At 59.1% G+C, this 22679-nt stretch carries 28 protein-coding genes; 11 read left to right on the forward strand and 17 right to left on the reverse strand.

Going from position 1 to position 22679, the window contains the following annotated elements; all coding sequences use genetic code 11:
- Nucleotide 1 precedes the first annotated feature (1 nt).
- Both SynA1562_RS06225 and mfd read right to left on the reverse strand, forming a co-directional pair.
- Nucleotides 2-169, reverse strand: coding sequence for a hypothetical protein (locus SynA1562_RS06225; protein WP_170950601.1), 168 nt, complete (start codon nucleotides 167-169; stop codon nucleotides 2-4).
- Between the two features lie 79 nt (nucleotides 170-248).
- Nucleotides 249-3827, reverse strand: coding sequence for a transcription-repair coupling factor (mfd, locus tag SynA1562_RS06230; RefSeq protein ID WP_186495195.1), 3579 nt, complete (start codon nucleotides 3825-3827; stop codon nucleotides 249-251).
- Between the two features lie 64 nt (nucleotides 3828-3891).
- Between mfd and SynA1562_RS06235 the strand changes: the two genes are divergently transcribed.
- Nucleotides 3892-4128 carry a hypothetical protein gene (locus tag SynA1562_RS06235; protein WP_186495196.1) on the forward strand — a complete coding sequence of 79 codons (237 nt, stop codon included), beginning with the start codon at nucleotides 3892-3894 and terminating at the stop codon, nucleotides 4126-4128.
- 4 nt (nucleotides 4129-4132) lie between these two features.
- Entirely contained in the window at nucleotides 4133-4303 is a 171-nt protein-coding gene (locus tag SynA1562_RS06240; protein WP_186495460.1) for a hypothetical protein, read from the forward strand.
- Between the two features lie 28 nt (nucleotides 4304-4331).
- Here SynA1562_RS06240 and SynA1562_RS06245 read toward each other — a convergent pair whose 3' ends face one another.
- Nucleotides 4332-4676 (reverse strand): hypothetical protein, encoded by a 345-nt coding sequence (locus tag SynA1562_RS06245; RefSeq protein ID WP_255445768.1) that lies wholly within the window; start codon nucleotides 4674-4676, stop codon nucleotides 4332-4334.
- Between the two features lie 373 nt (nucleotides 4677-5049).
- Here SynA1562_RS06245 and SynA1562_RS06250 point away from each other — a divergent pair, with 373 nt between their 5' ends.
- Both SynA1562_RS06250 and SynA1562_RS06255 read left to right on the forward strand, forming a co-directional pair.
- Entirely contained in the window at nucleotides 5050-5301 is a 252-nt protein-coding gene (locus SynA1562_RS06250) for a hypothetical protein (RefSeq protein ID WP_186495198.1), read from the forward strand.
- A 156-nt stretch (nucleotides 5302-5457) separates the two neighbouring features.
- Nucleotides 5458-5613 carry a hypothetical protein gene (locus SynA1562_RS06255; RefSeq protein ID WP_186495461.1) on the forward strand — a complete coding sequence of 52 codons (156 nt, stop codon included), beginning with the start codon at nucleotides 5458-5460 and terminating at the stop codon, nucleotides 5611-5613.
- Nucleotides 5614-5829: 216 nt separating this feature from the next.
- Here the strand turns inward: SynA1562_RS06255 and SynA1562_RS06260 are convergent, their stop codons facing one another.
- Nucleotides 5830-6582, reverse strand: coding sequence for a hypothetical protein (locus SynA1562_RS06260; RefSeq protein WP_186495199.1), 753 nt, complete (start codon nucleotides 6580-6582; stop codon nucleotides 5830-5832).
- 38 nt (nucleotides 6583-6620) lie between these two features.
- On the opposite strand from SynA1562_RS06260, the gene SynA1562_RS06265 reads away from it, so the two are divergent.
- Genes SynA1562_RS06265 through SynA1562_RS06275 form a run of 3 tightly spaced genes read left to right on the forward strand, consistent with a single transcriptional unit; the run spans nucleotide 6621 to nucleotide 8340 of the window.
- Nucleotides 6621-7358 carry a DUF475 domain-containing protein gene (locus SynA1562_RS06265; protein WP_186495200.1) on the forward strand — a complete coding sequence of 246 codons (738 nt, stop codon included), beginning with the start codon at nucleotides 6621-6623 and terminating at the stop codon, nucleotides 7356-7358.
- Nucleotides 7348-7686 carry a DUF6464 family protein gene (locus tag SynA1562_RS06270; RefSeq protein WP_186495201.1) on the forward strand — a complete coding sequence of 113 codons (339 nt, stop codon included), beginning with the start codon at nucleotides 7348-7350 and terminating at the stop codon, nucleotides 7684-7686. The genes SynA1562_RS06265 and SynA1562_RS06270 overlap by 11 nt, the downstream gene beginning before the upstream one ends.
- Before the next feature lie 3 nt (nucleotides 7687-7689).
- Complete coding sequence (locus tag SynA1562_RS06275; RefSeq protein ID WP_186495202.1) at nucleotides 7690-8340, forward strand: hypothetical protein; 651 nt, start codon at nucleotides 7690-7692, stop codon at nucleotides 8338-8340.
- A gap of 1 nt (nucleotide 8341) precedes the next feature.
- On the opposite strand, the gene fmt is transcribed toward SynA1562_RS06275, so the two are convergent.
- From fmt to SynA1562_RS06330, 11 genes are all read right to left on the reverse strand, one after another.
- On the reverse strand, nucleotides 8342-9358 hold the full coding sequence (gene fmt, locus SynA1562_RS06280; protein ID WP_186495203.1) for a methionyl-tRNA formyltransferase: 1017 nt from the start codon (nucleotides 9356-9358) through the stop codon (nucleotides 8342-8344).
- A gap of 2 nt (nucleotides 9359-9360) precedes the next feature.
- Nucleotides 9361-10731 (reverse strand): TldD/PmbA family protein, encoded by a 1371-nt coding sequence (locus SynA1562_RS06285; protein WP_186495204.1) that lies wholly within the window; start codon nucleotides 10729-10731, stop codon nucleotides 9361-9363.
- Nucleotides 10731-12140, reverse strand: coding sequence for a TldD/PmbA family protein (locus SynA1562_RS06290; protein WP_186495205.1), 1410 nt, complete (start codon nucleotides 12138-12140; stop codon nucleotides 10731-10733). The genes SynA1562_RS06285 and SynA1562_RS06290 overlap by 1 nt, the downstream gene beginning before the upstream one ends.
- A 32-nt stretch (nucleotides 12141-12172) precedes the next feature.
- Nucleotides 12173-13243 carry a magnesium-protoporphyrin IX monomethyl ester (oxidative) cyclase gene (acsF, locus tag SynA1562_RS06295; protein ID WP_186495206.1) on the reverse strand — a complete coding sequence of 357 codons (1071 nt, stop codon included), beginning with the start codon at nucleotides 13241-13243 and terminating at the stop codon, nucleotides 12173-12175.
- Between the two features lie 66 nt (nucleotides 13244-13309).
- Nucleotides 13310-13747 (reverse strand): DUF2996 domain-containing protein, encoded by a 438-nt coding sequence (locus tag SynA1562_RS06300; RefSeq protein ID WP_186495207.1) that lies wholly within the window; start codon nucleotides 13745-13747, stop codon nucleotides 13310-13312.
- Nucleotides 13748-13792: 45 nt separating this feature from the next.
- Complete coding sequence (locus SynA1562_RS06305; protein WP_186495208.1) at nucleotides 13793-14278, reverse strand: hypothetical protein; 486 nt, start codon at nucleotides 14276-14278, stop codon at nucleotides 13793-13795.
- Nucleotides 14275-14883: a flavin prenyltransferase UbiX gene (locus SynA1562_RS06310; protein WP_186495209.1), complete on the reverse strand. Its 609-nt coding sequence runs from the start codon at nucleotides 14881-14883 to the stop codon at nucleotides 14275-14277. The genes SynA1562_RS06305 and SynA1562_RS06310 overlap by 4 nt, the downstream gene beginning before the upstream one ends.
- Before the next feature lie 3 nt (nucleotides 14884-14886).
- Entirely contained in the window at nucleotides 14887-17208 is a 2322-nt protein-coding gene (locus SynA1562_RS06315) for an RNB domain-containing ribonuclease (RefSeq protein WP_186495210.1), read from the reverse strand.
- 100 nt (nucleotides 17209-17308) lie between these two features.
- Nucleotides 17309-17626, reverse strand: a complete 318-nt coding sequence (locus tag SynA1562_RS06320) for a TMEM165/GDT1 family protein (protein ID WP_186495211.1) — start codon at nucleotides 17624-17626, stop codon at nucleotides 17309-17311.
- 2 nt (nucleotides 17627-17628) lie between these two features.
- Nucleotides 17629-17961, reverse strand: coding sequence for a TMEM165/GDT1 family protein (locus SynA1562_RS06325; RefSeq protein WP_186495212.1), 333 nt, complete (start codon nucleotides 17959-17961; stop codon nucleotides 17629-17631).
- On the reverse strand, nucleotides 17951-18325 hold the full coding sequence (locus SynA1562_RS06330; protein ID WP_186495213.1) for a YkgJ family cysteine cluster protein: 375 nt from the start codon (nucleotides 18323-18325) through the stop codon (nucleotides 17951-17953). Before SynA1562_RS06330 ends, SynA1562_RS06325 begins: the two co-directional genes overlap by 11 nt.
- A 108-nt stretch (nucleotides 18326-18433) precedes the next feature.
- On the opposite strand from SynA1562_RS06330, the gene psb30 reads away from it, so the two are divergent.
- A complete protein-coding gene (psb30, locus tag SynA1562_RS06335; protein WP_025362280.1) occupies nucleotides 18434-18541 on the forward strand; it encodes a photosystem II reaction center protein Ycf12/Psb30 in 108 nt (35 codons plus the stop codon).
- A 10-nt stretch (nucleotides 18542-18551) separates the two neighbouring features.
- Here psb30 and recJ read toward each other — a convergent pair whose 3' ends face one another.
- The gene (recJ, locus tag SynA1562_RS06340) at nucleotides 18552-20450 is read right to left on the reverse strand and encodes a single-stranded-DNA-specific exonuclease RecJ (RefSeq protein WP_186495214.1); all 1899 of its coding nucleotides are present in this window, start codon (nucleotides 20448-20450) and stop codon (nucleotides 18552-18554) included.
- A gap of 52 nt (nucleotides 20451-20502) precedes the next feature.
- Here recJ and SynA1562_RS06345 point away from each other — a divergent pair, with 52 nt between their 5' ends.
- The 3 genes from SynA1562_RS06345 to SynA1562_RS06355 are packed head-to-tail and all read left to right on the forward strand — an operon-like array spanning nucleotide 20503 to nucleotide 22536.
- Nucleotides 20503-21261, forward strand: coding sequence for an HAD-IA family hydrolase (locus SynA1562_RS06345; RefSeq protein ID WP_370593271.1), 759 nt, complete (start codon nucleotides 20503-20505; stop codon nucleotides 21259-21261).
- Entirely contained in the window at nucleotides 21258-21569 is a 312-nt protein-coding gene (locus SynA1562_RS06350) for a DUF565 domain-containing protein (protein ID WP_186495216.1), read from the forward strand. The genes SynA1562_RS06345 and SynA1562_RS06350 overlap by 4 nt, the downstream gene beginning before the upstream one ends.
- On the forward strand, nucleotides 21559-22536 hold the full coding sequence (locus SynA1562_RS06355) for a phosphoribulokinase (protein ID WP_186495217.1): 978 nt from the start codon (nucleotides 21559-21561) through the stop codon (nucleotides 22534-22536). Before SynA1562_RS06350 ends, SynA1562_RS06355 begins: the two co-directional genes overlap by 11 nt.
- Here the strand turns inward: SynA1562_RS06355 and rpmF are convergent.
- Entirely contained in the window at nucleotides 22500-22676 is a 177-nt protein-coding gene (rpmF, locus tag SynA1562_RS06360) for a 50S ribosomal protein L32 (RefSeq protein ID WP_006851068.1), read from the reverse strand. The genes SynA1562_RS06355 and rpmF overlap by 37 nt on opposite strands.
- Nucleotides 22677-22679 lie beyond the last annotated feature (3 nt).

A 22679-nucleotide genomic window follows, 5' to 3' on the forward strand; every position in this document is an offset into this window, starting at 1 on the left:
CTCAGGAAATCGGCTGCATCAATCCGCCGCCGCCGCCGCCGTTGGAATCGTCGTCATCAGAGGCGCCGGGTTGGAAGAGGACGTACACACCGAGAGCCGTGGCACAGAAAACGCCGCTGATCAGTTCCAGAGAAACGCCACCAGCACCGATCTCGACGAATTCACCCATGTCCAACGGATTTCGCTGAGAACAATGTAACGAAGAATTGCGTGGTTGGTAACGTTTTTCTCAGAATTGGGTTCAGGCTTCAGACCTGAACCACCTCTGCGTTCTTGGCGCGAAGCTCCTCCTGCCGCTGTGCCTCGGTTTTGCCGTCGGCGTCGGGAATTTGGGCTGCCATCAGACGCAGCCATTCCATCAGTTGTTCCAGTTGCTTCTCCATGGGGAGAACACCGAGACCGCGGGCCATCACCTTGTGCTGGATACCGCTGCCGGCCTGATACACCAAACGGCCATGCAGATGCTGGGGCAATCCCTGGCGCAGCAAACGGAACGCCGGTTCCTCCATGGGAGTTTCAAGCACGATGTTGGGCTTCTCCGGCTTGATCCTTGAAAAGCCGCACCGCTTCGCCAGAAGTTTGAGTTCCATCAGCTGCAGAAGCGACACCACGGCAGCGGGCAGCGCTCCGTAGCGATCGGCCCATCCCGCAGCCAGCTCCACCAGGGCCTCGGCGGTGAGACAGTCGGCTGCAGCTCTGTAGGCCGCGATCTTTTCATCGGGGTCAGTGATCCAGTCCGCAGGCACGAAGGCTGTGACGGGGATGTCCACCTGGGTGTCTTCAACGCTGGGGATGTCTTGACCCTGAATTTCAGCCAGGGATTCCTGCAGCATTTCCATGTAGAGGTCAAAGCCGATGGTTTCCATCTGGCCGCTTTGCTGCACGCCGAGAAGATTGCCGACCCCACGGATCTCCATATCCCGCATGGCGAGCTGATAACCACTGCCCAATTGGGCGAACTCCTGGATAGCGCGGAGCCGCTGACGGGCGGTGTCGCTCAGTGATGCGTTGCCGGGATAGAACAACCAGGCGTGGGCCTGAATCCCGCTGCGGCCGACCCGTCCCCGCAATTGGTACAGCTGGGCCAGGCCAAAACGGTGGGCGTCCTCAATCAGGATCGTGTTGACGCGTGGGATGTCCAGGCCGCTTTCCACAATCGTGGTGCACAGCATCACGTCGGCTTCGCCGGCGTTGAACGCCACCATGGCGTTCTCCAGCTCGCCCTCGGCCATCTGACCGTGAGCCACCAAAAGCTTCAGGCCTGGCAGCATCTCCCGTAGCCCTGCGGCCACCTCCTCAATTCCCTCGACCCGGGGAACCACGTAGAACACCTGGCCCCCACGATCCAGTTCCTGGCGGATGGCGCTCCGCACCGCCTCCGGATCCAACGAAGCCAGGTGCGTCTTGATCGGACGGCGCAGCGGCGGTGGTGTGGTGATCAGACTCATCTCTCGCACCCCCGAAAGGCTCATGTAGAGCGTTCTGGGAATCGGCGTTGCCGACAGGGTGAGGACGTCCACGTCCTTCCGCAGCACTTTGATCTTTTCCTTCTGGTTCACACCGAAGCGCTGTTCTTCATCCACCACCAACAGACCAAGCTCTTGGAATGACGCTCCTTTGCTGAGCAACTGGTGGGTTCCCACCACGGCGTCGATGGTTCCCTGCTTCAGGCCATCGAGAATGGATTTGCGTTCCGACGCTGTTCGGAACCGATTGAGCAGAGCCACCTTGATCGGATACGGCGCGAAGCGTTCCGAGAGCGTGCGCCAGTGCTGCTGAGCCAACACGGTTGTAGGAGCCAGCATCGCCACCTGCTTCCCAGCGGTGATGGCTTTAAAGATCGCGCGGATCGCAACTTCGGTCTTGCCGAAGCCAACGTCCCCGCACACCAGACGGTCCATTGGTTCCTGCCGTTCCATGTCCCGTTTCACGTCGGCCGTGGCCTTCAGTTGATCTGGCGTCGGGTCATAGGGGAACGACTCCTCCATTTCCACCTGCCAGGGGCCGTCGGTGGGGAAGGCAAAGCCAGCAGCCTGTTGCCGTTCCGCGTACAGCTTCACCAGATCAAGGGCAACCTTGCGAACCGCCTTCTTGGCCCTCTCCTTGGCCTTGTTCCAGGCCGTACCACCCATGCGGTTGAGCTGCGGAGGTGTTTCGCTCGTGGCGCGATAACGGCCCAGGCTGCCGAGTTGATCGGCAGCAACCCGAAGGATTCCATCGGCGTACTGCACAACGAGGTAGTCCCGGATGTCGCCTGAGATCGCGAGTTTTTCCATGGCTTTGAAGCGGCCGATGCCATGGTTCCGATGCACCACGAAATCGCCCGGCCGCATCTTGTTGGGATCAACCGTGCGGCTGGCGGCCTTGCGGCGACGGCGCACATAACCACTGGAGCTCAGGCTCTGCTGGCCAAAGAATTCACGGTCGGTGACCAGGGCAATCCGCCAGGCCGGAAGCTGCAAACCCTCAAGTTCGGCCGTGCCCCTCACCTTCAACGCGACGGGGGTGTTCTGCTCAATCAGACGAGAAATGGCATTGCTGTCTCCCGCGTTCGGCACAAACCGACTGATGCAGTCGTGCTCCTCCAGCAGAGCAACAGCTCGGCTGGGTTGTGCAGACACCAACCAAACCGCCGTGCGCTCAGTTTGAAATCCCTTGATCAGTTCCCCGAGTTTTCCGAATTGGTTGGGGTAGGCCGCAACAGGGCGGCTGGCGAGGTCGAAGCTGTTGGGGTGCTGGTCAACTTCCAGCAGTTCTGCCATGTCAAAGCCATGGAAAACCTCCGTCAGGGCGTAGGCGGCTTCAATCTCTCTGTGCAGAACCGCTGGCCAGAGCCGATCACGATCTCCATCGTCCAGGCCCGCCTCAGCAGCCATGTCGTGGTGATGTTCCTCCACATGGCTGAGCCACTGTTGTCCGTGTGCCAAGCCCTGGCGTCGCTCATCGATCACCACCGTTGTGGTGTCCGGCAGGTAGTCGAGAAGCGAGGAGGGTTGCCCCCAGGCGAGACCCATCAGCCGGCGCATACCCTCCGGTGTCCCCCCGTTCAGAAGCTGCTCCGTGCCCGCAGCACCAAGCAATGGCTCCAGTCCATCGGGCATCGTCTCCCTGAGCTGGTCCGCGATCAGAGGCCCAAATCCTGTTGGTGTGAGTCGGAGCGCATCGACGGGGTCCAGGGAGCGTTGGCTGGCTGGATCGAATTCCCGCAGCTTGTCGAGCTCCTCTCCGAAAAATTCGAGTCGAACAGGCAGCTCACTGCTCACAGGGAAGATGTCGACGATGTCGCCGCGACGGCTCCAACTCCCCTCCTGCTCAATGGTGGTGACCCGCTCGTAGCCAAGTTGAGCGAGCGTCTCACCCAATGCCTCCAAATCAACTTGATCCCCTTTGCGCAAGATGCGCGTCTTCGTTTTCAGAACGTCCGGTGGGGGGAGATGGGGCTGCAAACAACGTTCCGTGGCCACGATCGCCCAGCTCGAAGCATCCGGGTCTCCAAGCAGGTCACTCAGAACCTGAAGTTGCCCCCAGGTGATCTCACTTGTGGGATCGAAGGGTTCATAGGGAGAGCCTTCGCTGGTGGGGTACAGGCTGGCCTGGCTCCACCCCATCAATTCCAACAGCGCCGTCCAGCGTCCCGCTTCCTCAAGTGTTGGCACCACAACAAGCAGAGGTGCGCCGCGTCGTTGTGCCAGCGCGCTGGCCACCAGAGCTCGGCTGCACCGACCTGCTCCGCGCATTAACAAGCGTTGGGCGCGGCTTGAGCGCTCATCAAGCTCACCGGTGAGTGCAGTTCCCTGCAACTTGGTCACCAGGGAACGGAGCGGCATGGAGCAGACCTCGGCAATCCATGATCCTCGCAATAAGGTGCCAGCAGCTGCGTTTCACCGGTCGATGCCGCGCTACCGCTGCCCTTCCTGCTGTTGCGGCCCGGCCTTGGTGTTGCATCCACCCAAGGGGGTTATTCCGCTCTGCTCCAGCTGCGCGACACCGTTGCAGCGTCAGCCCCCGGTCCGGCCCATTCCCCTGCTGGTGTTGCTGACTGTGGGCGGCGTGCTGGTTGCTTCCTCGATCCCCATCCTGTTCACCCCCGAACCAGCTCCCAGCTCAAGGCGCGAAAAACTGGCCTAAGGCGGTGTTTTCGTTTCAATACGTCGGTATTGGTGCCTTCATGACCCTCGGCCGTTTTCTGATTTTCTTTGTGATTGGGCTGGTGCTCGCATTCACCATCCCTCAATTGAGCTGGTTGCTTTGGCCTCTGGCTGCTTCAGCGCTTGTGGTTCTTGTCCAACTCATTCGTGCTTGATCGGATGTGCTTGAGGCTGAACAGGACCTCAGGACAACCAGCAGGCATCCACTGAAAAGGTGAGCACGTCGTGGGCATCACGATGGTCGCCGGACGTGATGGCAACACAGGCCAATTGCCCATCCGCAAAACAGGTTTTTGACTTGAGCACAAATTTTGCGGCGTCACTGTGGGACCAGACCGCTAGACCCTGCTGTTGGGCTTCGTCGTTGTAAGTGTCCCAGAGTTCAGCGAAGCGTTCCGCCTCAGCCCCCTGCAGGAATTCGTCCAACGCTTCATCAGCACCAACTTCACGGAAGCGCTGCAAAAAAGAGCGCATTAAGGGATCATCGATCACATTGCTGGTGGCAATGGCACCGGTGATGCCACGCACGGACGTTCGAATAACCCGGTTGGGGTCAGTTCGGGCGTCAATAATCACGACGGGGCATTGAAGATCCCAAGCGCTTCGATTCCTGAGTTCACGGCCTGCTTCGGACATATCATCCCGAAGTTCACTGATCAGTTGCCGTACAACAAGAGTGGGATCGCCCATGCCTGAACCTATCGCGAAAACAGTTCAGGAATTTGGCAGGTTAAAGATTCAAAACGCTGAGCCTTGAAGGCCACTCTTGTGGCGAATAACGTTCTTAAATCAGCCTCCTTGAGGCCGCGAGACCACCGTCCTAGTCGAACCGCAGTCCAATCCATCTCCTTCAATGCTTTCCGAGACTTTGTTGAGGCGTTCTTGTGCTGGGCTTGCCGGTTTGACCCTGCTGCTTTGTGGTGAAGCTACCCGAGTGCAAGCTGGTGCTTGTCAAAGCTATGAGGCAGCATTCAATCTTGAAGCGGGAATGCGGGATGGATTAACCCTGAAACAGGCCAAAGCAAGCATTTTTGAAGATGGCTACACAGATGGCTCGGCTGCCTGCTTTGCAGCCATCAAGAATGAAATCAACCAAATGCCCTATGCCTTTCCACTCGTGAATCAAGCTCTCTACAAAAGAACGCGCCGCTAGAGAGCACATATAAGTGAGCTTTCTATTGGAAAAGCATGCTGTACAATTATCGCAGCGGAAGCGAAGTCCATCACAACGGCAATATCTTCAAAGGCAGCTAATCAAAAATCTCATCATCTGGCGAAAGCTGCTGAGTACTACTCACGAGCCAAGCAATTGATCGAAGATGATCAAGACTGGCAGGCTTCAGGCTCAATGATCCTCAGAGCACTTGCCGAAGAGAGGAAGTCCGAAAACACCGGTTTGCAGGTGATGAACGTAATCAAGTATCAAAAGCCCAAAACCAAGCTGGAGTTCAATTTCCGCAGCTGAGTTAGGAGCTCTGCAACCCTTCACCTCTGGGCTGACCTGACCTCGCTACTGCCCCATAGGGGCCATTTCCCCCTTCAGAAAGACGCGGAGGAAATGACCGGTCTGCGCAGAGTGTGTAGACGATTCACTCTGCCGCAATCGGCATGGACGCCGTATCAGTCCCTGCCGCAAGAATGTTGTAAACCATCCTTTGGGCCCATTCCTGAGTGTTCGTACTTATTTGGCAAGGCTCAGTGTTTGCTCCTCTAGCAGCATGTTGAACTGCAGCAGTTGTTCATCGCTCAGCTGCTGACGACTGGTCGCCCCCAATTGCTGTTGGAGGAAAGCCCTTGCTTGATCGGAGCTCCAGCCCAGCTGCTTCAACATGACGTCTCCCTGCTGCAGCAGGTCACCACGTCGGATCGGCGCTGGTGCTGTGGACGCATCGTCGTTGGCTTGAATCAACTTCAGCTGACGCAAATAGGCCACGAGATCGGCATAGCGGGTGAGCTTGTGGCGGCTTCCAAGCCCGAAGGCTCGGGTCAAATAGGCCTGCTCTTGTTCCCGGGACCAACCGATACGTCTGATTTCCATATCGATGGCGGTCAGCTCATCACTCCAATCGTCTGGATCCGTTGGGGTTTCGGAGGGGACGTTGTCATCAGCTGTGACGGGAGGTTGTTGGATGACAGGGGGTTCTGGAGCTGAAGGGGGCTCGCTTTGATCAATCTTTCTGGGTCGCTCGACGGTCTGCCGTTGTGGGTCCTGTTGATTCGACTTGGATTCAGAGCGAGCCGAACTCTGTGTGTGTTCTGGTCGCCCAGTGGTATCGAGCCTCGTGTGCAACCGTTGCAACGCCCTTTCCTCAGCTTCTTCAGCAGTCGCGGCTTCACCGAGGGCGCTGCCCTGCAGAGAACCGTCGTGCCAGGCCTCAACCCGCACGATGCATCTCAGGGTGTCGACGTGACACAACTCGGCCCGGATCTGCATCGCAATGGAACAGCGCTTGCACTTTCTAGGCTGCCGCGATGGACATCACTTCGCTTCCTTCACTGTCGGATTTCTTCGAAGGTGCCGATCAATGGGGAGAGGTCTTGGCACTGCTGCCTGTTCTGGTGCTGCTGGAGCTGATCCTGTCGGCTGACAATGCCGTGGCCCTTGCGGCCATCGCCCGCAGCAGCCGCCAACCGGAGCAGGAAAAATTAGCCCTCAATCTGGGCATTGGCATTGCCCTGGTCTTGCGGATTGCCTTGATCATTGTGGCCCAGTGGGTGTTGCAAAACGCTTGGGTACAACTCCTGGCGGCCGCTTATCTGGTTTGGCTGGTGGTTGATCACTTCAACAATCGATCAGTCGCAGAAGCGGAGTCCATCGAGGGCAATGAATCCAGCGGTCTGTCCCGCCCCTTTCTGAACACGGTTCTGTTGCTGGCTTTCACAGATCTGGCGTTCTCCATCGATAGCGTGGCCGCAGCCGTGGCCATCAGTGATCAGATTGTGTTGATCAGTACGGGTGCCTTCATCGGCATCGTGGCGCTGCGTTTTACATCCGCCCTGTTCATCCGCTGGCTTGATCTGTATCCACGGCTGGAAACAGCCGGATTTCTCGCTGTTGCTTTTGTGGCGCTGCGCTTGATAGTTCACGTTGTCCTCCCAAGCCTCAATCAACCCGACTGGCTCACCCTGTTGGTGGTGCTGATGCTGTTTGCCTGGGGAATGTCGATCCGCAGCAACGATCTCGATCAGGACGAAAGCCATGCTTGTTGAATTGCGCCATATCAGTGGTGATCGTTTGATCCATCGTGTTGACCTTGAGGATCCACCACAACCGGGGCGTTGGTTTGTTGTTGAAGAGCAGTCTTTTCTTGTGATCCAACGTCGTCATCGTTATGCGCTTCGCAACGGTCGCTATGTGATGGCTTCGGTGGCCTTGTTGGTGAAACCCCAGGCTCGCCCTGCGGATGCAACACCCTGGCGACACGGCTGGGTGATCGGCGACCCGAACTGTCGTTTCAATGCCCGCAGCCCTTTGCTCCGCTGTGCCGTATGGCCAGAAGGGCCCTGCGACAGCTGCAGCCACCGTGAACCTCGCTGAGCCATGAACCCTGAATGGCTCACAGGGCGTCTCTGCGCTGGCCATGGAGTGGCCTCCGGCACAAGCAAGGAATCTCCATACCCAGATGGAACGATTCGAATGCAGTTCCCTGTGTTCAAGGGCTTAGGGCTTGATCTCTCGAGCTGTTATTTCGGCACGCTGAATCTCGATTTTGCGCCGCTCGAGGTTTCGCTCACGAATCCAGACCACCTGTTCGAAAAGGTGCAATGGACCGAACTCCACCCCCCTGAAACATTTTCGTTCTGGCGAGTGGAGATCAAGACCACTGAAATCGAGGTTGTGAGTGGTTGGATCTACTATCCCCACCCAGAGACCAAGGAACGTCATTGGCAACCTCCAACAACAGTGGAGTTGCTTGCACCACATCTAAGTGGGGTTGATCCAGGCTGCACCATTTCTCTCCGCGATCAACGCAGACGGATCAAACTTGTGGACACGATTCGCCTGCGTGCAAGGCTGCTTGAATTTCTGAAGTTCAGAGTGCTGGCCTCACAGCAAACATTTTTTGAAGCCGACGCCCTGATGAATCGCCGACAATGGCTGTCGACAATGTTCCCGGAAGCCCTACAACTCTCCGAACTGGATCTCGATCTGGTCTGGACTCAAGCGCGTTCGTTGTACACGGAATCCTGAATCAACCCTCGCCCAACCGATCTCCTGGAGTGGCGTTGAGTTGCTGCAACAGAACGGGGGCTGTGCTGCGTGCTTTTCCTTCCAGCTGCGCCTCCCGGATCAGAAGGGGACAACCTGAACTGCTCACCACAAGCCCCAGATCCTCGATCACTGCAAGGATCGTCCCTGGGCGATGCCCGCCGGTGGGCCATTGGCCCACGAGGGTGCGCCCCTCAGCGCTGAGTTGATCCTGCAGGCGCTCGATCAACGGCTCCGTGCGCAACACCTTCAGGCGTTTGCCCTGCCAGTGGGTGAACGCTCCGGGATGAAGCCCCATCACCTTGCGATGAATGCTGAGGGCAGGGGCTGACCAATCCAATTGGAAATCCTGTTTCTCCAGCATGCGGGCATAGGTCGACCCTTCGGCCTGAACCCGCACGTTGAGCCTGGCCAATCTCTCGTCTTCTGGACCCGTACCCGTCGATTCAATCAGCGGCATGGCCTGCACCATCAGCTCTGCAGTGAGAGCACTGAGCCGTTCGGCCAAGGCGATGGAGGTATCCAGGAGCTCGATCGAGGTGCGTTGTTCGAGCAGCACAGGGCCGGTATCGAGCCCTTCTTCCATGGCCATGATCCCCACACCTGTTTCCTGATCCCCTTCGAGCAGAGCCCACTGGATGGGACCAGCACCGCGCCAACGCGGTAGAAGTGATCCGTGGCCGTTCCAGCAGCCCAGAGGCGCCTGCTCCAAAACATCCTTGGGCAGGATCTGTCCAAAGGCCACAACCACCGAAGCATCAGCACCGAGGGCAGCAAGCTTGGCTTTGCAATCGTCATCCCGCCGGATCCGTTCAGGGGTGAACACCGGTAGACCGAGTTCCTCGGCTCTCGCCTTCACCGGTGATGGAACCAGCTGTTTGCCTCGACCCCGCCGCCGATCGGGCTGCGTCACCACTCCAACGACGGTGTGACCTGCCCCATGCAATGCATCAAGGGTCGGCACCGCATAGGCCGGTGTTCCCCAGAACAGAATCTTCAACGTCAGGCTTCGCCGGTGATGGAGAGACCATCCACCCAAACATGGGGGCAAACCCCACGGTGGGTAACTTCTGAATCAGTTTCCAGATGAGCGATGCCGTTGAGAACAGAGCGGATGTCGCCGGCAACCGTTGCTGCTTCAACCGAAATCCGTTCTCCGTTGTTCACCAACCAACCATCGAAGGGCAAGGAGAAGGAACCTTGGGTGGCCTTTACTCCGGCATGAAGCGCTGATAGATCCTCAATCAGCACGAAAGGGCCAGACTCGGTGCGGTGGTCGAGGCTGTTGCCACTGCTGACCTGCGGGTTGGAACCAACCACGAACCAGTCTGGACCCACCGAAACCTTGGCTCCAAGCCCAGCATGGCCGGTGGGTTGAACACCGAAGGCTCGGGCCGTGGCTTCCGAGTGAAGGAAATTCCGCAGTGTTCCGCCCTCAATCAATGAGAGGCGCCGGGTTGGTGTTCCCTCGCCATCAAAGGCTGCCGCACTGATGTGTCCCGGGTGGAGGCCGTCATCGTGGAGATTGAAGAAGGGAACCGCCAGATCGGATCCAATCGAATCCCGCTGGCTCAAGCTCACCCCATCGAGCACGGAACGAGCATTGAACATGCTGCTAAAAGCACCGAGCAGAGAGAGAAAAGCCTCAGGGGTGAAACAGACCCGATAGGTCCCTGTTTCGATCGGTTGATAGTCCAGATGGCTGACGGTGCGGTCAACCGCTTCGCTGATGCAGCCCTGAACATCCAGTTCGCTGCTGCCAAGGCCCAGACGAACTGCACCGCCACTGCGGGGCTTGCGACCTGTTTCTTCCGCCCTTGCGTAGAGATAGAGGCTGGCTTGGGTGCGCTCCATCTGGCGCAGTGCCCCATCACTGTTGAGATAGAGGCTTTGAGACAGGGATTCCGCCAGTCCGTTGTAGGGGACTGTTTGGATTGCGGGGTGACGTCCGAGCAGATCGGCTTCTGCTTCCCGCAGGGTGTCCAGAAGTGGGAGGATTCCCTGGCGTGGTTGAAGCGGTCGATCGAGCTCTGGGAGTGGGGCTGTCGAGAGTGGTGAGAACTGAGGGATTTCCTCTGGATTGCCGAAACGACTGGCCGCATGCGCCCCAACCAGAGCTTGTTCCAAGCCGCTGTCGGAGAGGTCGGTGGTGCTGGTGATGCCCACCAGGCCATCGCTGTTCCAAACCCGGACGGTGATTGAGCTGCGCTGTGAGGCCTTGAGTTGTTTGGCTTCACCGCGATCCACCTGAACGGAGCAGTCGTCACTGCATGCGGCACCAAGGTCCCAACGACGAATCCCTTCGCGTGAAGCAAGGGTCTGAAGGCGATCCCTGAGATCTTTGGCGTTAAGGCTGTTGTTGCTGCTCATCATCAACGGCCCCCAACCGTGATCGAATCAACCTTGATGTGGGGTTGCCCCACGGTGACGAACACACTTCCACTTACGGATCCGCAAAACCCGGCAGCCAGTTCCAGATCGTTGGCGCACATGGAAATGCGAGGCATCACCTCCTTGGCATCACCGATCAACGTGGCGCCTTTCACGGGTTTGGTGAGTTTGCCGTTTTCAATCAGATACCCCTCTTCAACGGAAAAATTGAACTGACCCGTCGGGCCCACACTTCCCCCACCCATGGCCTTGCAATACAGGCCTTGGTCGACGGATTCAATCAACTGCTCTGGAGTATGTGATCCCGCGTCGATGAAGGTGTTGCGCATCCGGCTCGCTGCGGCGAAGGCATGGCTCTGACGCCGGCCGCTTCCGGTGCGTTTGTGGCCTGTGCGCAGTTCACCGGCCCGATCACTGATGAACCGTTGGAGCACCCCGTCTTTGATCAGAACGGTGCGCTCCGGTGCCATTCCCTCGTCATCCATCGAAAGGGAGCCGAAAGAGCCACCACTCAGCCCTTCATCGATGGCGGTGACAGCAGGGTGAGCGATCAGTTCACCAACGCGGTCAGCGAAGGGAGTGGTGCCCCGTTCAATCTGGGTTGTTTCGAGCAGATGGCCACAGGCCTCGTGGAAAATCACGCCACCGAAGCGGTTGGCAAGAACAGCCGGCATCTGTCCTGCATCCACGTAGTCGGCCCGCAACATCGTTCCAGCGCTGTTGCACACTTCAGCTGCACTGGCCTCGGAATCCCAGTCCCGAAGATCGTCCGGACGATCGGAGCTTCCGTAGCGTCGGCCAATGCTGGATCGGTGATCTCCGTCGGCAGCGAGAACGGAGAGACCGGTTGATTGATGCAGGCGAATGTCGCGGGCGAACGTGCCATCGGATGCAGCCACCAGCACTTCCTGCCAGTCACGGGCGTAACTGCCCCGCCGCACCTGAAGGTGCTGACCAAGACGATTGAGATGGGCTGTGCCCTGAAGCAGGCACTGGCTCGCCTGATCGAGAGATGGACAACGTTCCAGCCAGTCGGCTTTTGTCACTCCGTGGTCGGTCAGCTGCTTCAACCCTTCAAAAGCTGAAGGGGAAGTGAGCTGTTGCGCCTCCAGACCGAGCATGGCCATGGCCTGGTCAAGGGCACGCTTGAGGCCAGCTTCGCTCAGATCGTTGGTACTGACGAAGCCATCTCGGCCATCACGAAACACCCTCAGGCCAGCGCCACGGGCAAAGGACGGGTTGACACTAGTGATCTGATCCTGTTCAGCAAGCAAACCGATGTGGTCGGTGCGCTCGAGAAACACCTCCACCAGGTCGGCTCCTGCGGAGCTACCACGGTGCAGCAAGGACTCCAAGAGTCCTTGCCACTGATTCGAAAAGGCGTTGGTCAAGAAATCTCCTCGATTGGGCTGGGGGAGTCCCCTCAGCGCACAGCTGGCTGGAAACGATCGCTGTCGATCGCGGGCATCAGGAACAGCTTGGCCATCTCGGCACCGTTACCGATCCAGAAGGGCAGCTTCCGCAGCAACTTCACAGGAGCGATGGCATCGCTGGCATCAGCCTTGTCCAGAGCGGCATTGTTGGCAACCAGGCGTTCGAGGCGCGTCCAGAACTTGTCGTTGTTGACATCAAGAACAACAGGGAAAACGCGCGCAGACGTCTCATTGGTTTTCTCAATCACCATCTTGTCGTAGGTGCGAGCGTCCAATCCGAGAGCCTCGTAGAACTCCTTGCGGGCTACGTCGCGCACGTACATGGTGGCGAACACCGCCAGCAGGAAGAAGCGGCACCAGAGTTTGGCGATCGGGCCACGAACCGTATCCGGTTGAGCCTTCATCAGGGCATCAAAGAAATCGCCATGACGGTTTTCGTCCTGACACCAGTTCTCGAAGAAGTTGAAGATCGGGAAGATCTTGCTGTCAGGGTTCTTTTCGAGGTGGCGATAAATGGCGATGTAACGCCAGTAGCCGATCTTTTCAGACAGGTAGGTGGCGTAGAAGATGAATTTCGGCTTGAAGAAGGTGTAGTCCTTGTTGGCTGTCAGGAAGCCGAGATCCAGCTGCATGCCGAAATCACTCATCGACTTGTTGAGGAAGCCAGCGTGGCGAGCTTCGTCACGAGCCATGTGAGCAAAGCACTCGGCCAGAAGAGGGTTTTTGGCCTTGATCCGGCGGCTCAGCTCTTTGTAGAGCAAGAATCCTGAAAATTCCGATGTGCAGCTCTGCTCAAGGAATTCGATGAACACCTTGCGGGTTTCAGGATCCAGCTTGTCGGCAGCACCCTCAAACTCCTCGTTACGAACGAAGTGGTGGCGGTTGTAATCCTTCCGGAACTCCTCACAGATGGCTTCCAGTTCAGCCTCATTGGGCCGAAGATCCATCGCCGCCATCGCTTCGAAATCCGTGGTGTAGAAGCGAGGGGTCAGGATTGTGTCCTTGACAGGATCCTTGATGGCTACAGCGCTGCCTTCGGCCACGGCGGTGGGAGGGACCATCAGTTGCGTTTCACGATCCTGCCAATGTAGGCGTGTCAGCCCGACCCCTGAGGCCAATGCGGGCGGTTAGTTACCTCCCAGCCACTTTTGGCCGTTGAGACGTTGCAACAGGCGGGAGACGAGAAGAGGCAAAGACATCCGCTTCTCATCGATCAGAAAGCTCTCCAGCAGCGTCGGCTCACTGCCTGCATCAGCCAGGGCAATCACCTTGGAGCTGTTGATGTCGGCCTTGGAGAAACAAACCCAGAAGCGGCGGCCCCCAGGAAGTTCACCGACCACCATCGGACATTCACCGCCGACGACGGGACGCTGCCCCTCGACGCGCTCGAGCCGATCAGCTGTGATGTTGTGTTCGGCGAGCTGTTTGGCGACAGCCGGCAGAAACAGTGTGTCGATGAATTCAGGGAAGGGCTTGTCCTCCGGCTTGGGCGGCTTGGCTTTCGGCGCTGGTTTGGCAGGGGCCTCTTGACCTGAAGACTGCTTCTCGACTGGGGTTTCGCTCACCGATCCAGCATTGCTGGGGCAACTGTAAGCAGCTTGGTGCGTTGCTTACCAGTTCGCCTCCGGATCATCTCCCCAATCACTGATCTCCTGTGCAGGAGAGCCCACAGCTGAAGCGCCTGATGAAGCGTCTGACGGCGGGGGGACTGATGAAGGGCGTTGAATCACGCGGTAAGCCACAGAGACCGTTGGAGCCGGTTCCCTCACATCTCTTTCTGGACCTGGGTTTGCACTGGATCTGGGTGCCGGTTCGTTGGCAGGGTTATCTCTCTCATCAAATTCCGGTTGAAGGTGAGAACGTCTTTGGCGACGCAGGGGACGTTCAGCAGGCGAGACCAAAACCGCTGCGACGGCGGCTCCGGCTGCACCACCCACGCCAGCAAGCGCTGTCCATGCCCCAACGGGGAGCGGAGGTGTTGTCCACACCAGCAGACGAATTCTGGTTTTCTCGCCAACGTTGCTGGCCGACAGCACCAGCAGCACCAGCAGTGGTGCCAGGCAGGGAATGAGCATCAGCCGCTGAAACATGCTCATTCCAGGGGGCCGTTCCAGCGGTTCAGGGGTGCGAGTTCGTCCTCCAAGCCATCGAACAGTCGCACCACCAGAAAGTCCACCATCTCCTCCAAGGAATCGGGCCTGGTGTACCAGGCCGGAATGGGAGCGGCAATGGTGGCTCCAGCTTCAGCGAGGCCGGTGAGATTGCGGAGGTGAATCAGGTTGAAGGGCATCTCCCGGGGCGCAATCACCAGGGGACGACGCTCCTTGAGGTGCACATCCGCGCAGCGTTCGATCAGATCAGCGGCAATGCCGGCATGGATCCGACCGACGGTTCCCATGCTGCAGGGAACGATGACCATCGCCCGGGTTCGGTAACTACCACTGGCGATGCAGGCGGCTTGATCATTCCAGCGATGGCAGGTGAGTTCGCCGCTCTCGACCCCAAGCCTCTCCCTCCAGAACTCGCGTTGCTTCAGAGGATCCACGGGGATCGATAGCCCCTGTTCCGCACGAAACACCTCATGGGCGCCATGGCTGAGCACGAGATGAACAGCGCGCCCGCGCTGCAAGAGCAGCTGGAGGGCACGCTCGGCCAGGGGTTGGGCGGATGCACCGGTGACCGCAAGAACGTAGGGATGCATCACTCAGCGCTCGCTGAGGGCAACAGGCAGCGGCTCCGATGATTCAGGCTCGCTGGAGGCATCGGATCCCTGGCTGATGACCTCAAGGTCGATCTGATTGCGCAGAACATCCACATTGATCACGCGCACCTGAACGGCATCACCGAGTTGATAGGTCTGACGGTTCTTGCGACCGACCAGGCGATTCTGGCGTGATCTGTACTCGTACCAGTCATCGTTGAGGGAGCTCACATGAACGAGCCCCTCAACGCGACTCTCCCCGACTTCCACGAAAAAGCCATAGCTCTGCACACCGCTGATGCGCCCCTCCACTTGTTCGCCGATCAGGGGCTGGGCTGAACGGGCCTGGATCATCGACAGCAGATCCTTCTCCAGTTCCAACACCTGGCGCCGACGGGTGTTGAGCCGTTGCACCGTGCGCTCACTCACCAATCCGTTCAGCTTCTCGTCCTGTGATGCCGTGAACAGGGGCCATGTGAGATCAGCACCGGCACCCTTGAGCCCAAGCTTCAGACGCGTCTTGTGACGCACGGTTGGACGATCCTTTGCATCGGTGAGCAGCGCAACGATCACCTGTTGGTTCACCAGGTGGGCGTAGTGCTGAGTTGCACAGGTCCAGGGGGTCAGTGAAGTGTTCGGGCGGATTGGAGCAGCATCTTCCCCATCGGGATCTGCTGCCGCTGAGGTGGCGTCTGTGGATGCCACAAGGCTGAGCGGTGGCAGAGCATGACTGAGCTGCTGTTCAAGCACGCGGCGTTGACTGCTGTCCTTGAACACCTGAATCAGTTCCGAAGCTGATGGGCAACCGTCGTCATCCAGTTCCAGTGGAAGATCTAAGGCAATGGCCGTCTTCGCCACATCGGTCAGCACGCTGCCATCGGGTTCATCCGCCTCGATGGTGATTCCAGGCAATTGGAGATCGAGTCGTTGTGCGGTCCATGCACGGTCGGCAGCCCTCAACAGAGGCTGAAGGAACGCATGGGGGTCCACCGGGTTGAACGCATCAACCCAGCGATGCCGCAAACCGGATGGATCTGCGCTGCGCAGGTCACCAAGGGCTTCCAGCTGTGGAGGGCAGAGATCGAGTTGTACAACTCCGCTGCTGCTCTCATGCTCCAACAGCAGGGTGTTGCAGAACCGCAGGGTCTCTAGCTGACCGAGCTGGTCTTTGATCGGTTTGAGAGCCACAGGAATGCTGCGTGCCTTGGGTTTGCGTTCCGCAAGGGCGGTCAACTGATCGGCGCTCACGTCGGCGACGGGGCGCACCGAACTCAGCATGAACTCCCAATCGGTCGCCTCACCGTTGGCTGCAATATCGATCCGAACGCTGATGGCGTCAGCCTCGGAACCGGCTGAGAAGCTGGTGACCTTATTAAGGGATGGAGTCAGCAGGGGTTGCCAGACCTCACCGAGGCAAAGCGCTTCGCCGCGATCACGCAGGCATGCATCAAGGCTGTTGCCTATCCCGATCCGCTCGCCCACGCTGGGTGCATGGACCCAGAGGCGACATCCGCCGTCCTTGGGTTCAACGTGCACGGCAGGCAACCCCGGCGCGTCCTGCTGACTCCATCCTTTGAGAAGCAGCGAAGGCTGGTCGGTGAGATCAACCCGACCCTTGGCCGCAGGTGTTTTGCCAGAGCTTCGGGGTGCTGCAGGTCGGTCCTGAAGCCCAGTCTTGGTCAGCAGCAGGTCTCGATCTGCCACCGGTCCGCCATTGAGCGGGAGAGATCGAACAACATGGCCGGCCGCAGCATGCTGAGCCACGGGATAGCGGTCGATCCGTACCTCAACAACGCTGGAGACCTCATCGCCGGGCAGGTGCTTCGCATCCTCTGCTGGCAATTCAATGCCAGCAAGCACCCGGTCATCCAAAGGTGAGGCCAGCAGCTGTTCAGTCTGCTGCTCCACCTGCGCCAGGAGCGATTGCGTGGCCCGTTCCAGGATGCATTGAACGCCACCTTCTGGAGAACGGCGGCGGCCGCCCTCCCGCGTCACCCGCACCAGCACTCGATCACCGTTCCAGGCGTGGTTCAGCTGATGGTCACGGATGTAAATGTCCTCACCGCCGTCATCGCGAATGGCAAAGCAGAAGCCTTTGCTGCTGCAGCGCAGGCGAGCATCAATCAGATCACTCTCTGGGGGCCGTGTAAGTCCACCCTCACTCGTCTGCTCGATCACACCGATTTTCATCAGTGATGAAACCGCAAGTTCAAGCGCCGCTTTGTCCGTCTTGTTGCTGAGCTTGAGGATCTTGGCCAGTTGGTCTGGCTCAGAGGGATGCTCTGTCGAGAGCTGATCCAGCAGATCGGCAACCGTAAATTTCATCGTGGCGTACGCAGAAACCGACCATCAGGGCCGGGAGAGACGGAAGGGGTGGCCGACGCTGTTCAGCAGGCCGTGCGGAGTCAGCCCTTCAAAACCCACCTTAAGACTCAGGAGTTTGATCCCGCTCTGTGGTGGGTTCCGCATCACGGAAGAGAGGAACCAGCAAGCGGCCACCGATCACGAGAAAACCCAAAGAGGCCAACAGCTGCAGCAGGTCGCTGGGAATGACTGTCGCGACGGAACCACCGGCAAAGGCCCCCAGCAAACTGGCAAGAACCAAAGCGGATGATGAACCGAGGAACACGGCCAGGGGGCGATTGGACGTCCCACTGATCGCCACTGTGGCGAGTTGGGTCTTGTCACCGAGTTCAGCCAGAAACACGGTGAGGAAGGTGGAAATCAGGAGCGGAAAATCCATCGTCAGCTCGCGGCATTGAGCCAAAGGGAACGGGTAGCCTGGAGACCCAGCCAGATGCCAAGCGCCACCATCAGCACTCCGGCCATCAGTTCAAGACGCTCAGGTGGCAGGGTTTTGGCCAACCATTGACCAACGAGAACGCCCACAAGGCTGGAAGCAATCAACGCCAGTGCGGCACCGATGAACACCAGAACAGGTGAGCCGGACTGGGCAGAGAGCAACAGCGTCGCCAACTGTGTTTTGTCGCCAAGTTCAGCCACAAAAACAGTGGTGAACGTGCTGAAAAGCACTGCAGCAAAGCTGCGCGACTCGGGGCTGGTTTGCTCACTTGTCAACAGAACCTCCCGCGTTCTGAGCGCGATTGAACCTACGCATCACCCCACTGCGACCGCCGTAGGTGCTGCGAATCTGCTGATGGCAACAAGCGATGGCGAAGGCGTCGAACTGATCGTCGGGAACGTCAAAAAGACGGCCCAACCCACTGACACGACAGAAGTCAGGACGCTCGTCATAGATCCTGCAGCGCTGACTGCCCGTGTCGTAGTGAATGCACCATCCGTCGGGTCCAACCATGGCCAGATAGGTCCGTTGTTGCTCTTCGCTCAAGGCCTCTAGGGCATCAGCCCGTTCCTCCGGAGCCAGTCGGCAACAGGCTCCGCAGTGTTTGATGCAGGTCCATTGCGGCGTGTCACGACTCATGACTGAGGCTGTGACAAGCCATCACAGAGATCAGAACAAATCCGTCGCTCTCGGGACAGAGCCCCGTAGCCTGGGAGGCGTAACGATTTCGGACAGCGCTGCAACGCCATGGGCTTTGACATTCACCTGATCGCCAACTTTGCCGCCCTGGCGATGATCACCATTGCTGGTCCTGCTGTCATCTTCATCCTCTTCTACCGTCGCGGCGCGCTCTGATCGCCCCGTTTCAGGGACGAAGTCCTAAGCCCAAACAGGCTTCCTCCAGCAACTGAATCACCCGCTGATCCCTTGCCAGGTCGTTGTCACTGGTGAGGGATTCTTCTTGTTTGATGCTCGCCTGCAGGGTCTCACCATCGCCATTGGTAAGCGTCAGCCCTGAGCTTTGCGTCCACCGGGCGGTGTACTGGCGTGTGCCTCGGTCGATCAAGACCAACTCGGAGTGGGCGCGGATGGCTTTGAGCTCCAGTTGGAGTCGCTGTTCTCCCTGCCAGCGGTTGATCGAAATGCTGTAGGCCACGTCACAGCATTCGGGAACAGCTGCAGATGAATCCCATCGCCAGGCGATGGCGCGACGCTCACTCTCCCCTTGGCGCAGCGTCAGCGCCAGATGCCCTCCCTTGAGGTCTCGCCGATCCCCAACGCTCACCCCCCTCGACCAGAACAGAGGTTTGGGATGACCGATCCCGAAGGGTGCCAGGGATTGCAGGTGGCGCCACAGATCCCAGTTCACATCCTTCAACTGCAGCAGAGCGTCGGGTTGCACGGGACGCCCCTGGGCCTGGGTCATCAGCCAGCTGTCGGCCTCGGCACAGAGACGCTCATGCAGGGCATGCACAAGCTCCGCTCTCACTGTGAACCCCCCTGCAGCGGGATGGCCGCCAAAACGGGTCAGCAAATCACTGCAACTGGAGAGAGCGCGATCCACAGCGAAGCCGATCGGTCCCCGCACCGAAGCCCGCAGGCTTCCATCCCCCTCACCGGCCAGAAGAGCGGTGGGACGGTGGTAACGCTCCATCAGCCGAGCAGCAACAATGCCGATCACCCCGTGGTGCCAGTGACTTTGTGCCAGGAGCAGAAAGGACGGAAGTGCTTCATCGCTCTCCGCTTCCACCAGAGCCACGGCCTCCGCTTCGATCGCGTCGCAGAGATCCCTCCGCTGACGGTTGTAATCATCACAACGTCTTGCCAGGGCCATCGCTGAATCAGGATCCTCAGCTGTGAGCAGATCCACCACAAGCCTCGGTTCGCCGAGGCGACCGACGGCATTGATGCGTGGTGCAAGCTGAAACCCGATGTCCTCGGCCGTCAGCGGCCGTTCACCCAATCCGGCCAGGCGCTGAAGTGCTTGCAAGCCCTTGCACTCGGAGCGGTGCAGCTGGTTGAGCCCCTCGAGCAACCAACTGCGGTTGGCCCCCACCAGTGGTGCCATATCGGCCACCGTGCCGATGCAGAAAAGATCCAGTGCAACACGGATGGCTTCTGGTTTTTTCAGCGCCTCGGCAACGGCATGGGCCACCACATAGGCGAGCCCGACACCGGCCAGACCGCGGTAGGGCGAGCCCTCCGGCGTGGTGGCCGGGTGAATCAGTGCGGTCATCGGCGGCCGCTCCATCGGGATGGTGTGGTGATCGGTCACGATCACCTGCATGGTCAAACTTGCGGCAAGTTCAAGCGCTTCCCTCGCAGCAACTCCGTTATCAACGGTGACCAGGAGCCGCACTCCATCGTCGTAGAGCCGCTGCACCATGGCGGGATTGAGGCCATATCCCTCTTCCATCCGCGACGGAATGGCGGGTTCCGGCTCTGCACCCAGCGGGGCCAATGCCCGCAACAGCAGCGCTGTGCTCGTCATCCCATCGGCGTCGTAATCACCACAGATGGCGACACGTTCACGGGAGCGACAGGCCGCTACCAGACGAGCACAGGCCTGCTCAAGATCGGGGAAATGATCGCGGGTGGATGGCAGATCACCAGGGGAGAGAAAGCTCTCGGCTTCGGATGTGGAGCTGAATCCGCGGCGCCGCAGCACACAGCGCAGCGCCAGCGGCAAATCAAGCCCGCGCAACGGCGATGGTTCCACCACGGCCGGAAGGGACCAGGACCAGTGGAGCGGAACAGCCGGCAAGGGAACACAACAGGCGGTGATGTCCCAGCATTGTGCCGTTGCTGCTCCTCAAGTGAACAGGCTTTCAGCGGTCTTTTGGGATGTGGATGGCACCTTGGCCGACACGGAAATGGACGGTCATCGACCGGCCTTCAACATGGCTTTCAAGGAGCTGGATCTCCCCTTCGTTTGGGATGAAGCGCTGTACAACCGGCTGCTGGCGATTCCCGGTGGACTCCGCAGGGTGAAGCTTCACGCTGAAGCCTGTGGTGTGGCCCTCAGTCAGCACCAGCTGGCCCAGGTACGAGATCGAAAACGCTTCCATTACCTGGAACGGGTTCGCCAAGGGCATGTGCAGCTCCGCCCTGGTGTGAAAAGGCTTTTGAAGGAGTTGAGTCACTCAGGCGTGCAGCAGTGGATCGTCACCTCCAGCGGATCAGCGTCGGTGATGGCTCTGCTGGAACAGTTACAGCAGCAGATCCCCTGCTTCGATGGGGTGGTGACGTCGGATGACGTTGCTGCGGGCAAGCCAGCGCCGGACGGCTACCTGCTCGCCCTCAAACGCAGTGGGGCCAACAGTGCTGCCAGCCTTGCCGTCGAGGATTCTGCGGCGGGGCTTTCGGCAGCCAGAGCCGCAGGTCTGCGTTGTCTGCTGACCCCATCCCCCTGGGATGCCGAAGCCCTGCGCGATTCCAGTGGCGAGGCCGCTGCAGTGCTGGATCACCTGGGGGACCCGGGAGAGCCAGCAACGGTGCTTTCCGGCGCCTCTTGCCAGGAGGAGGCAGTGACGCTGAAGTATCTGGAGACTCTGTTGTCGGTACCGGATCGATGAGCTCAATCCAGCGCACACGACTGGCTGGGCTGCAGAACAAGTGGGGGGACGGAATTCGTCGGTCTTGGTCTGGACCCTGGTGGCGCCGCAGTGCTTCGTTGTTGCTGCTTCTGCTTGGGTTTTTCATCGGCAGCAACCTCCCCATCTACATCCTGAACGCCGTCGAACTCAGGACTCACTTAGCGCTCTATGCCCTGATCGCCTGTGAATTGATGGTGGTTGGGCGTCGTCGTCTCCCCTGGCTCGACAACATCCGGATCGGATTTGTCTATGCCGTTGTTTTGGAGGCATTCAAAGTTGGATCCTGAGGCTCAACGCCTGATTTCAATCACGGACCAGCGCCGGTTGCTTCAGTATCTCGAGCTGGGTGATGTGGAGCGTTGGTTGGCTCAACAGCACAAGTCCGGGCGTTACCGGATCGCCCTTGATCACTGGCATCCCCAGGCGGCCCCGGATTGGCTGTGGTCTGTTGGCCTGCCCCTCCTGAGCCTGGCTGAAAAATGGAGCGGAAAACGCCGTCTGATCGGATTCAGCGCCCTGCCCGGATGCGGGAAAACCACACTGGGGCAATGGATTGAAGCCGCAGCGAAAGCACTTGACCTCTCCGTACAGGTGGTTTCGCTGGATGATTTTTATTTCGAGGCCAAACGCCTGGATGAAGCGATGCGCGGCAACCCCTGGGGTGTGCCCCGTGCGCTTCCCGGCAGCCATGATCTGGGACTGCTGCAGGAGTGTCTCGAGACATGGCGACAGGGTGAGAACGTCCTGCTGCCCTGCTTCGACAAAGCCAAACGACATGGACGTGGAGATCGGAGCGGTTGGCGTCGTTGCGCTGCCGACCTGCTGATTTTTGAGGGTTGGTTTGTGGGCTGCAGACCAAATGCCGACTTAACGACGGATGAGCCCCATCTCGAGAGCCCCCTAACGCCGCAGGAGATGGAGTGGCGCCTGAAGCTGCAACCTGTGCTCGCCCACTACGAACCCACCTGGAATTGTTTCGATCAACTCTGGCAACTGCGAGCGACTGACTTCAACGCGCCTTGGCGATGGAAGCGGCAACAGGAAGCCACCCTTGAGGCGGAGCGGGGTGTGTCGCTATCGAATGCCGACTTGGATCGTTTCATCCGCATGATTCTGTGCTCGCTGCCATCGAGCAGTTTTCACACCATGCGAGCAGATGTTGTTGTGGAGGTGGATCCGGATCGAACCCTGCGGCGAATCCACCTCCCGAGTTCCACTCAGGATTCGCCGTCTTCGGACTCACTCACCGGATAAACAAAACCCTGGGCGCGGCCACTCAGAACAGACTTGCCGATGGACATGGCGCGCTGGGCGGCAACGGCTGCCTTGGCCTTCCAGGTAGCGCTGCGCTGGTTGCGCTTGGCCTTGGATGTTTTCTTCTTCGGGACGGCCATTTC

The sequence above is a fragment of the Synechococcus sp. A15-62 genome (assembly GCF_014280075.1).
Taxonomy (GTDB): Bacteria; Cyanobacteriota; Cyanobacteriia; order PCC-6307; family Cyanobiaceae; genus Parasynechococcus.

Coding starts and splice junctions, on each gene's coding strand:
- SynA1562_RS06225 (WP_170950601.1), bottom strand. CDS start 169: ATGGGTGAATTCGTCGAGATCGGTGCTGGTGGCGTTTCTCTGGAACTG.
- mfd (WP_186495195.1), bottom strand. CDS start 3,827: ATGCCGCTCCGTTCCCTGGTGACCAAGTTGCAGGGAACTGCACTCACC.
- SynA1562_RS06235 (WP_186495196.1), top strand. CDS start 3,892: ATGCCGCGCTACCGCTGCCCTTCCTGCTGTTGCGGCCCGGCCTTGGTG.
- SynA1562_RS06260 (WP_186495199.1), bottom strand. CDS start 6,582: ATGCAGATCCGGGCCGAGTTGTGTCACGTCGACACCCTGAGATGCATC.
- SynA1562_RS06265 (WP_186495200.1), top strand. CDS start 6,621: ATGGACATCACTTCGCTTCCTTCACTGTCGGATTTCTTCGAAGGTGCC.
- SynA1562_RS06270 (WP_186495201.1), top strand. CDS start 7,348: ATGCTTGTTGAATTGCGCCATATCAGTGGTGATCGTTTGATCCATCGT.
- SynA1562_RS06275 (WP_186495202.1), top strand. CDS start 7,690: ATGAACCCTGAATGGCTCACAGGGCGTCTCTGCGCTGGCCATGGAGTG.
- SynA1562_RS06285 (WP_186495204.1), bottom strand. CDS start 10,731: ATGATGAGCAGCAACAACAGCCTTAACGCCAAAGATCTCAGGGATCGC.
- acsF (WP_186495206.1), bottom strand. CDS start 13,243: ATGGTCCCTCCCACCGCCGTGGCCGAAGGCAGCGCTGTAGCCATCAAG.
- SynA1562_RS06305 (WP_186495208.1), bottom strand. CDS start 14,278: ATGAGCATGTTTCAGCGGCTGATGCTCATTCCCTGCCTGGCACCACTG.
- SynA1562_RS06310 (WP_186495209.1), bottom strand. CDS start 14,883: ATGCATCCCTACGTTCTTGCGGTCACCGGTGCATCCGCCCAACCCCTG.
- SynA1562_RS06315 (WP_186495210.1), bottom strand. CDS start 17,208: ATGAAATTTACGGTTGCCGATCTGCTGGATCAGCTCTCGACAGAGCAT.
- SynA1562_RS06320 (WP_186495211.1), bottom strand. CDS start 17,626: ATGGATTTTCCGCTCCTGATTTCCACCTTCCTCACCGTGTTTCTGGCT.
- SynA1562_RS06330 (WP_186495213.1), bottom strand. CDS start 18,325: ATGAGTCGTGACACGCCGCAATGGACCTGCATCAAACACTGCGGAGCC.
- psb30 (WP_025362280.1), top strand. CDS start 18,434: ATGGGCTTTGACATTCACCTGATCGCCAACTTTGCCGCCCTGGCGATG.
- SynA1562_RS06350 (WP_186495216.1), top strand. CDS start 21,258: ATGAGCTCAATCCAGCGCACACGACTGGCTGGGCTGCAGAACAAGTGG.
- rpmF (WP_006851068.1), bottom strand. CDS start 22,676: ATGGCCGTCCCGAAGAAGAAAACATCCAAGGCCAAGCGCAACCAGCGC.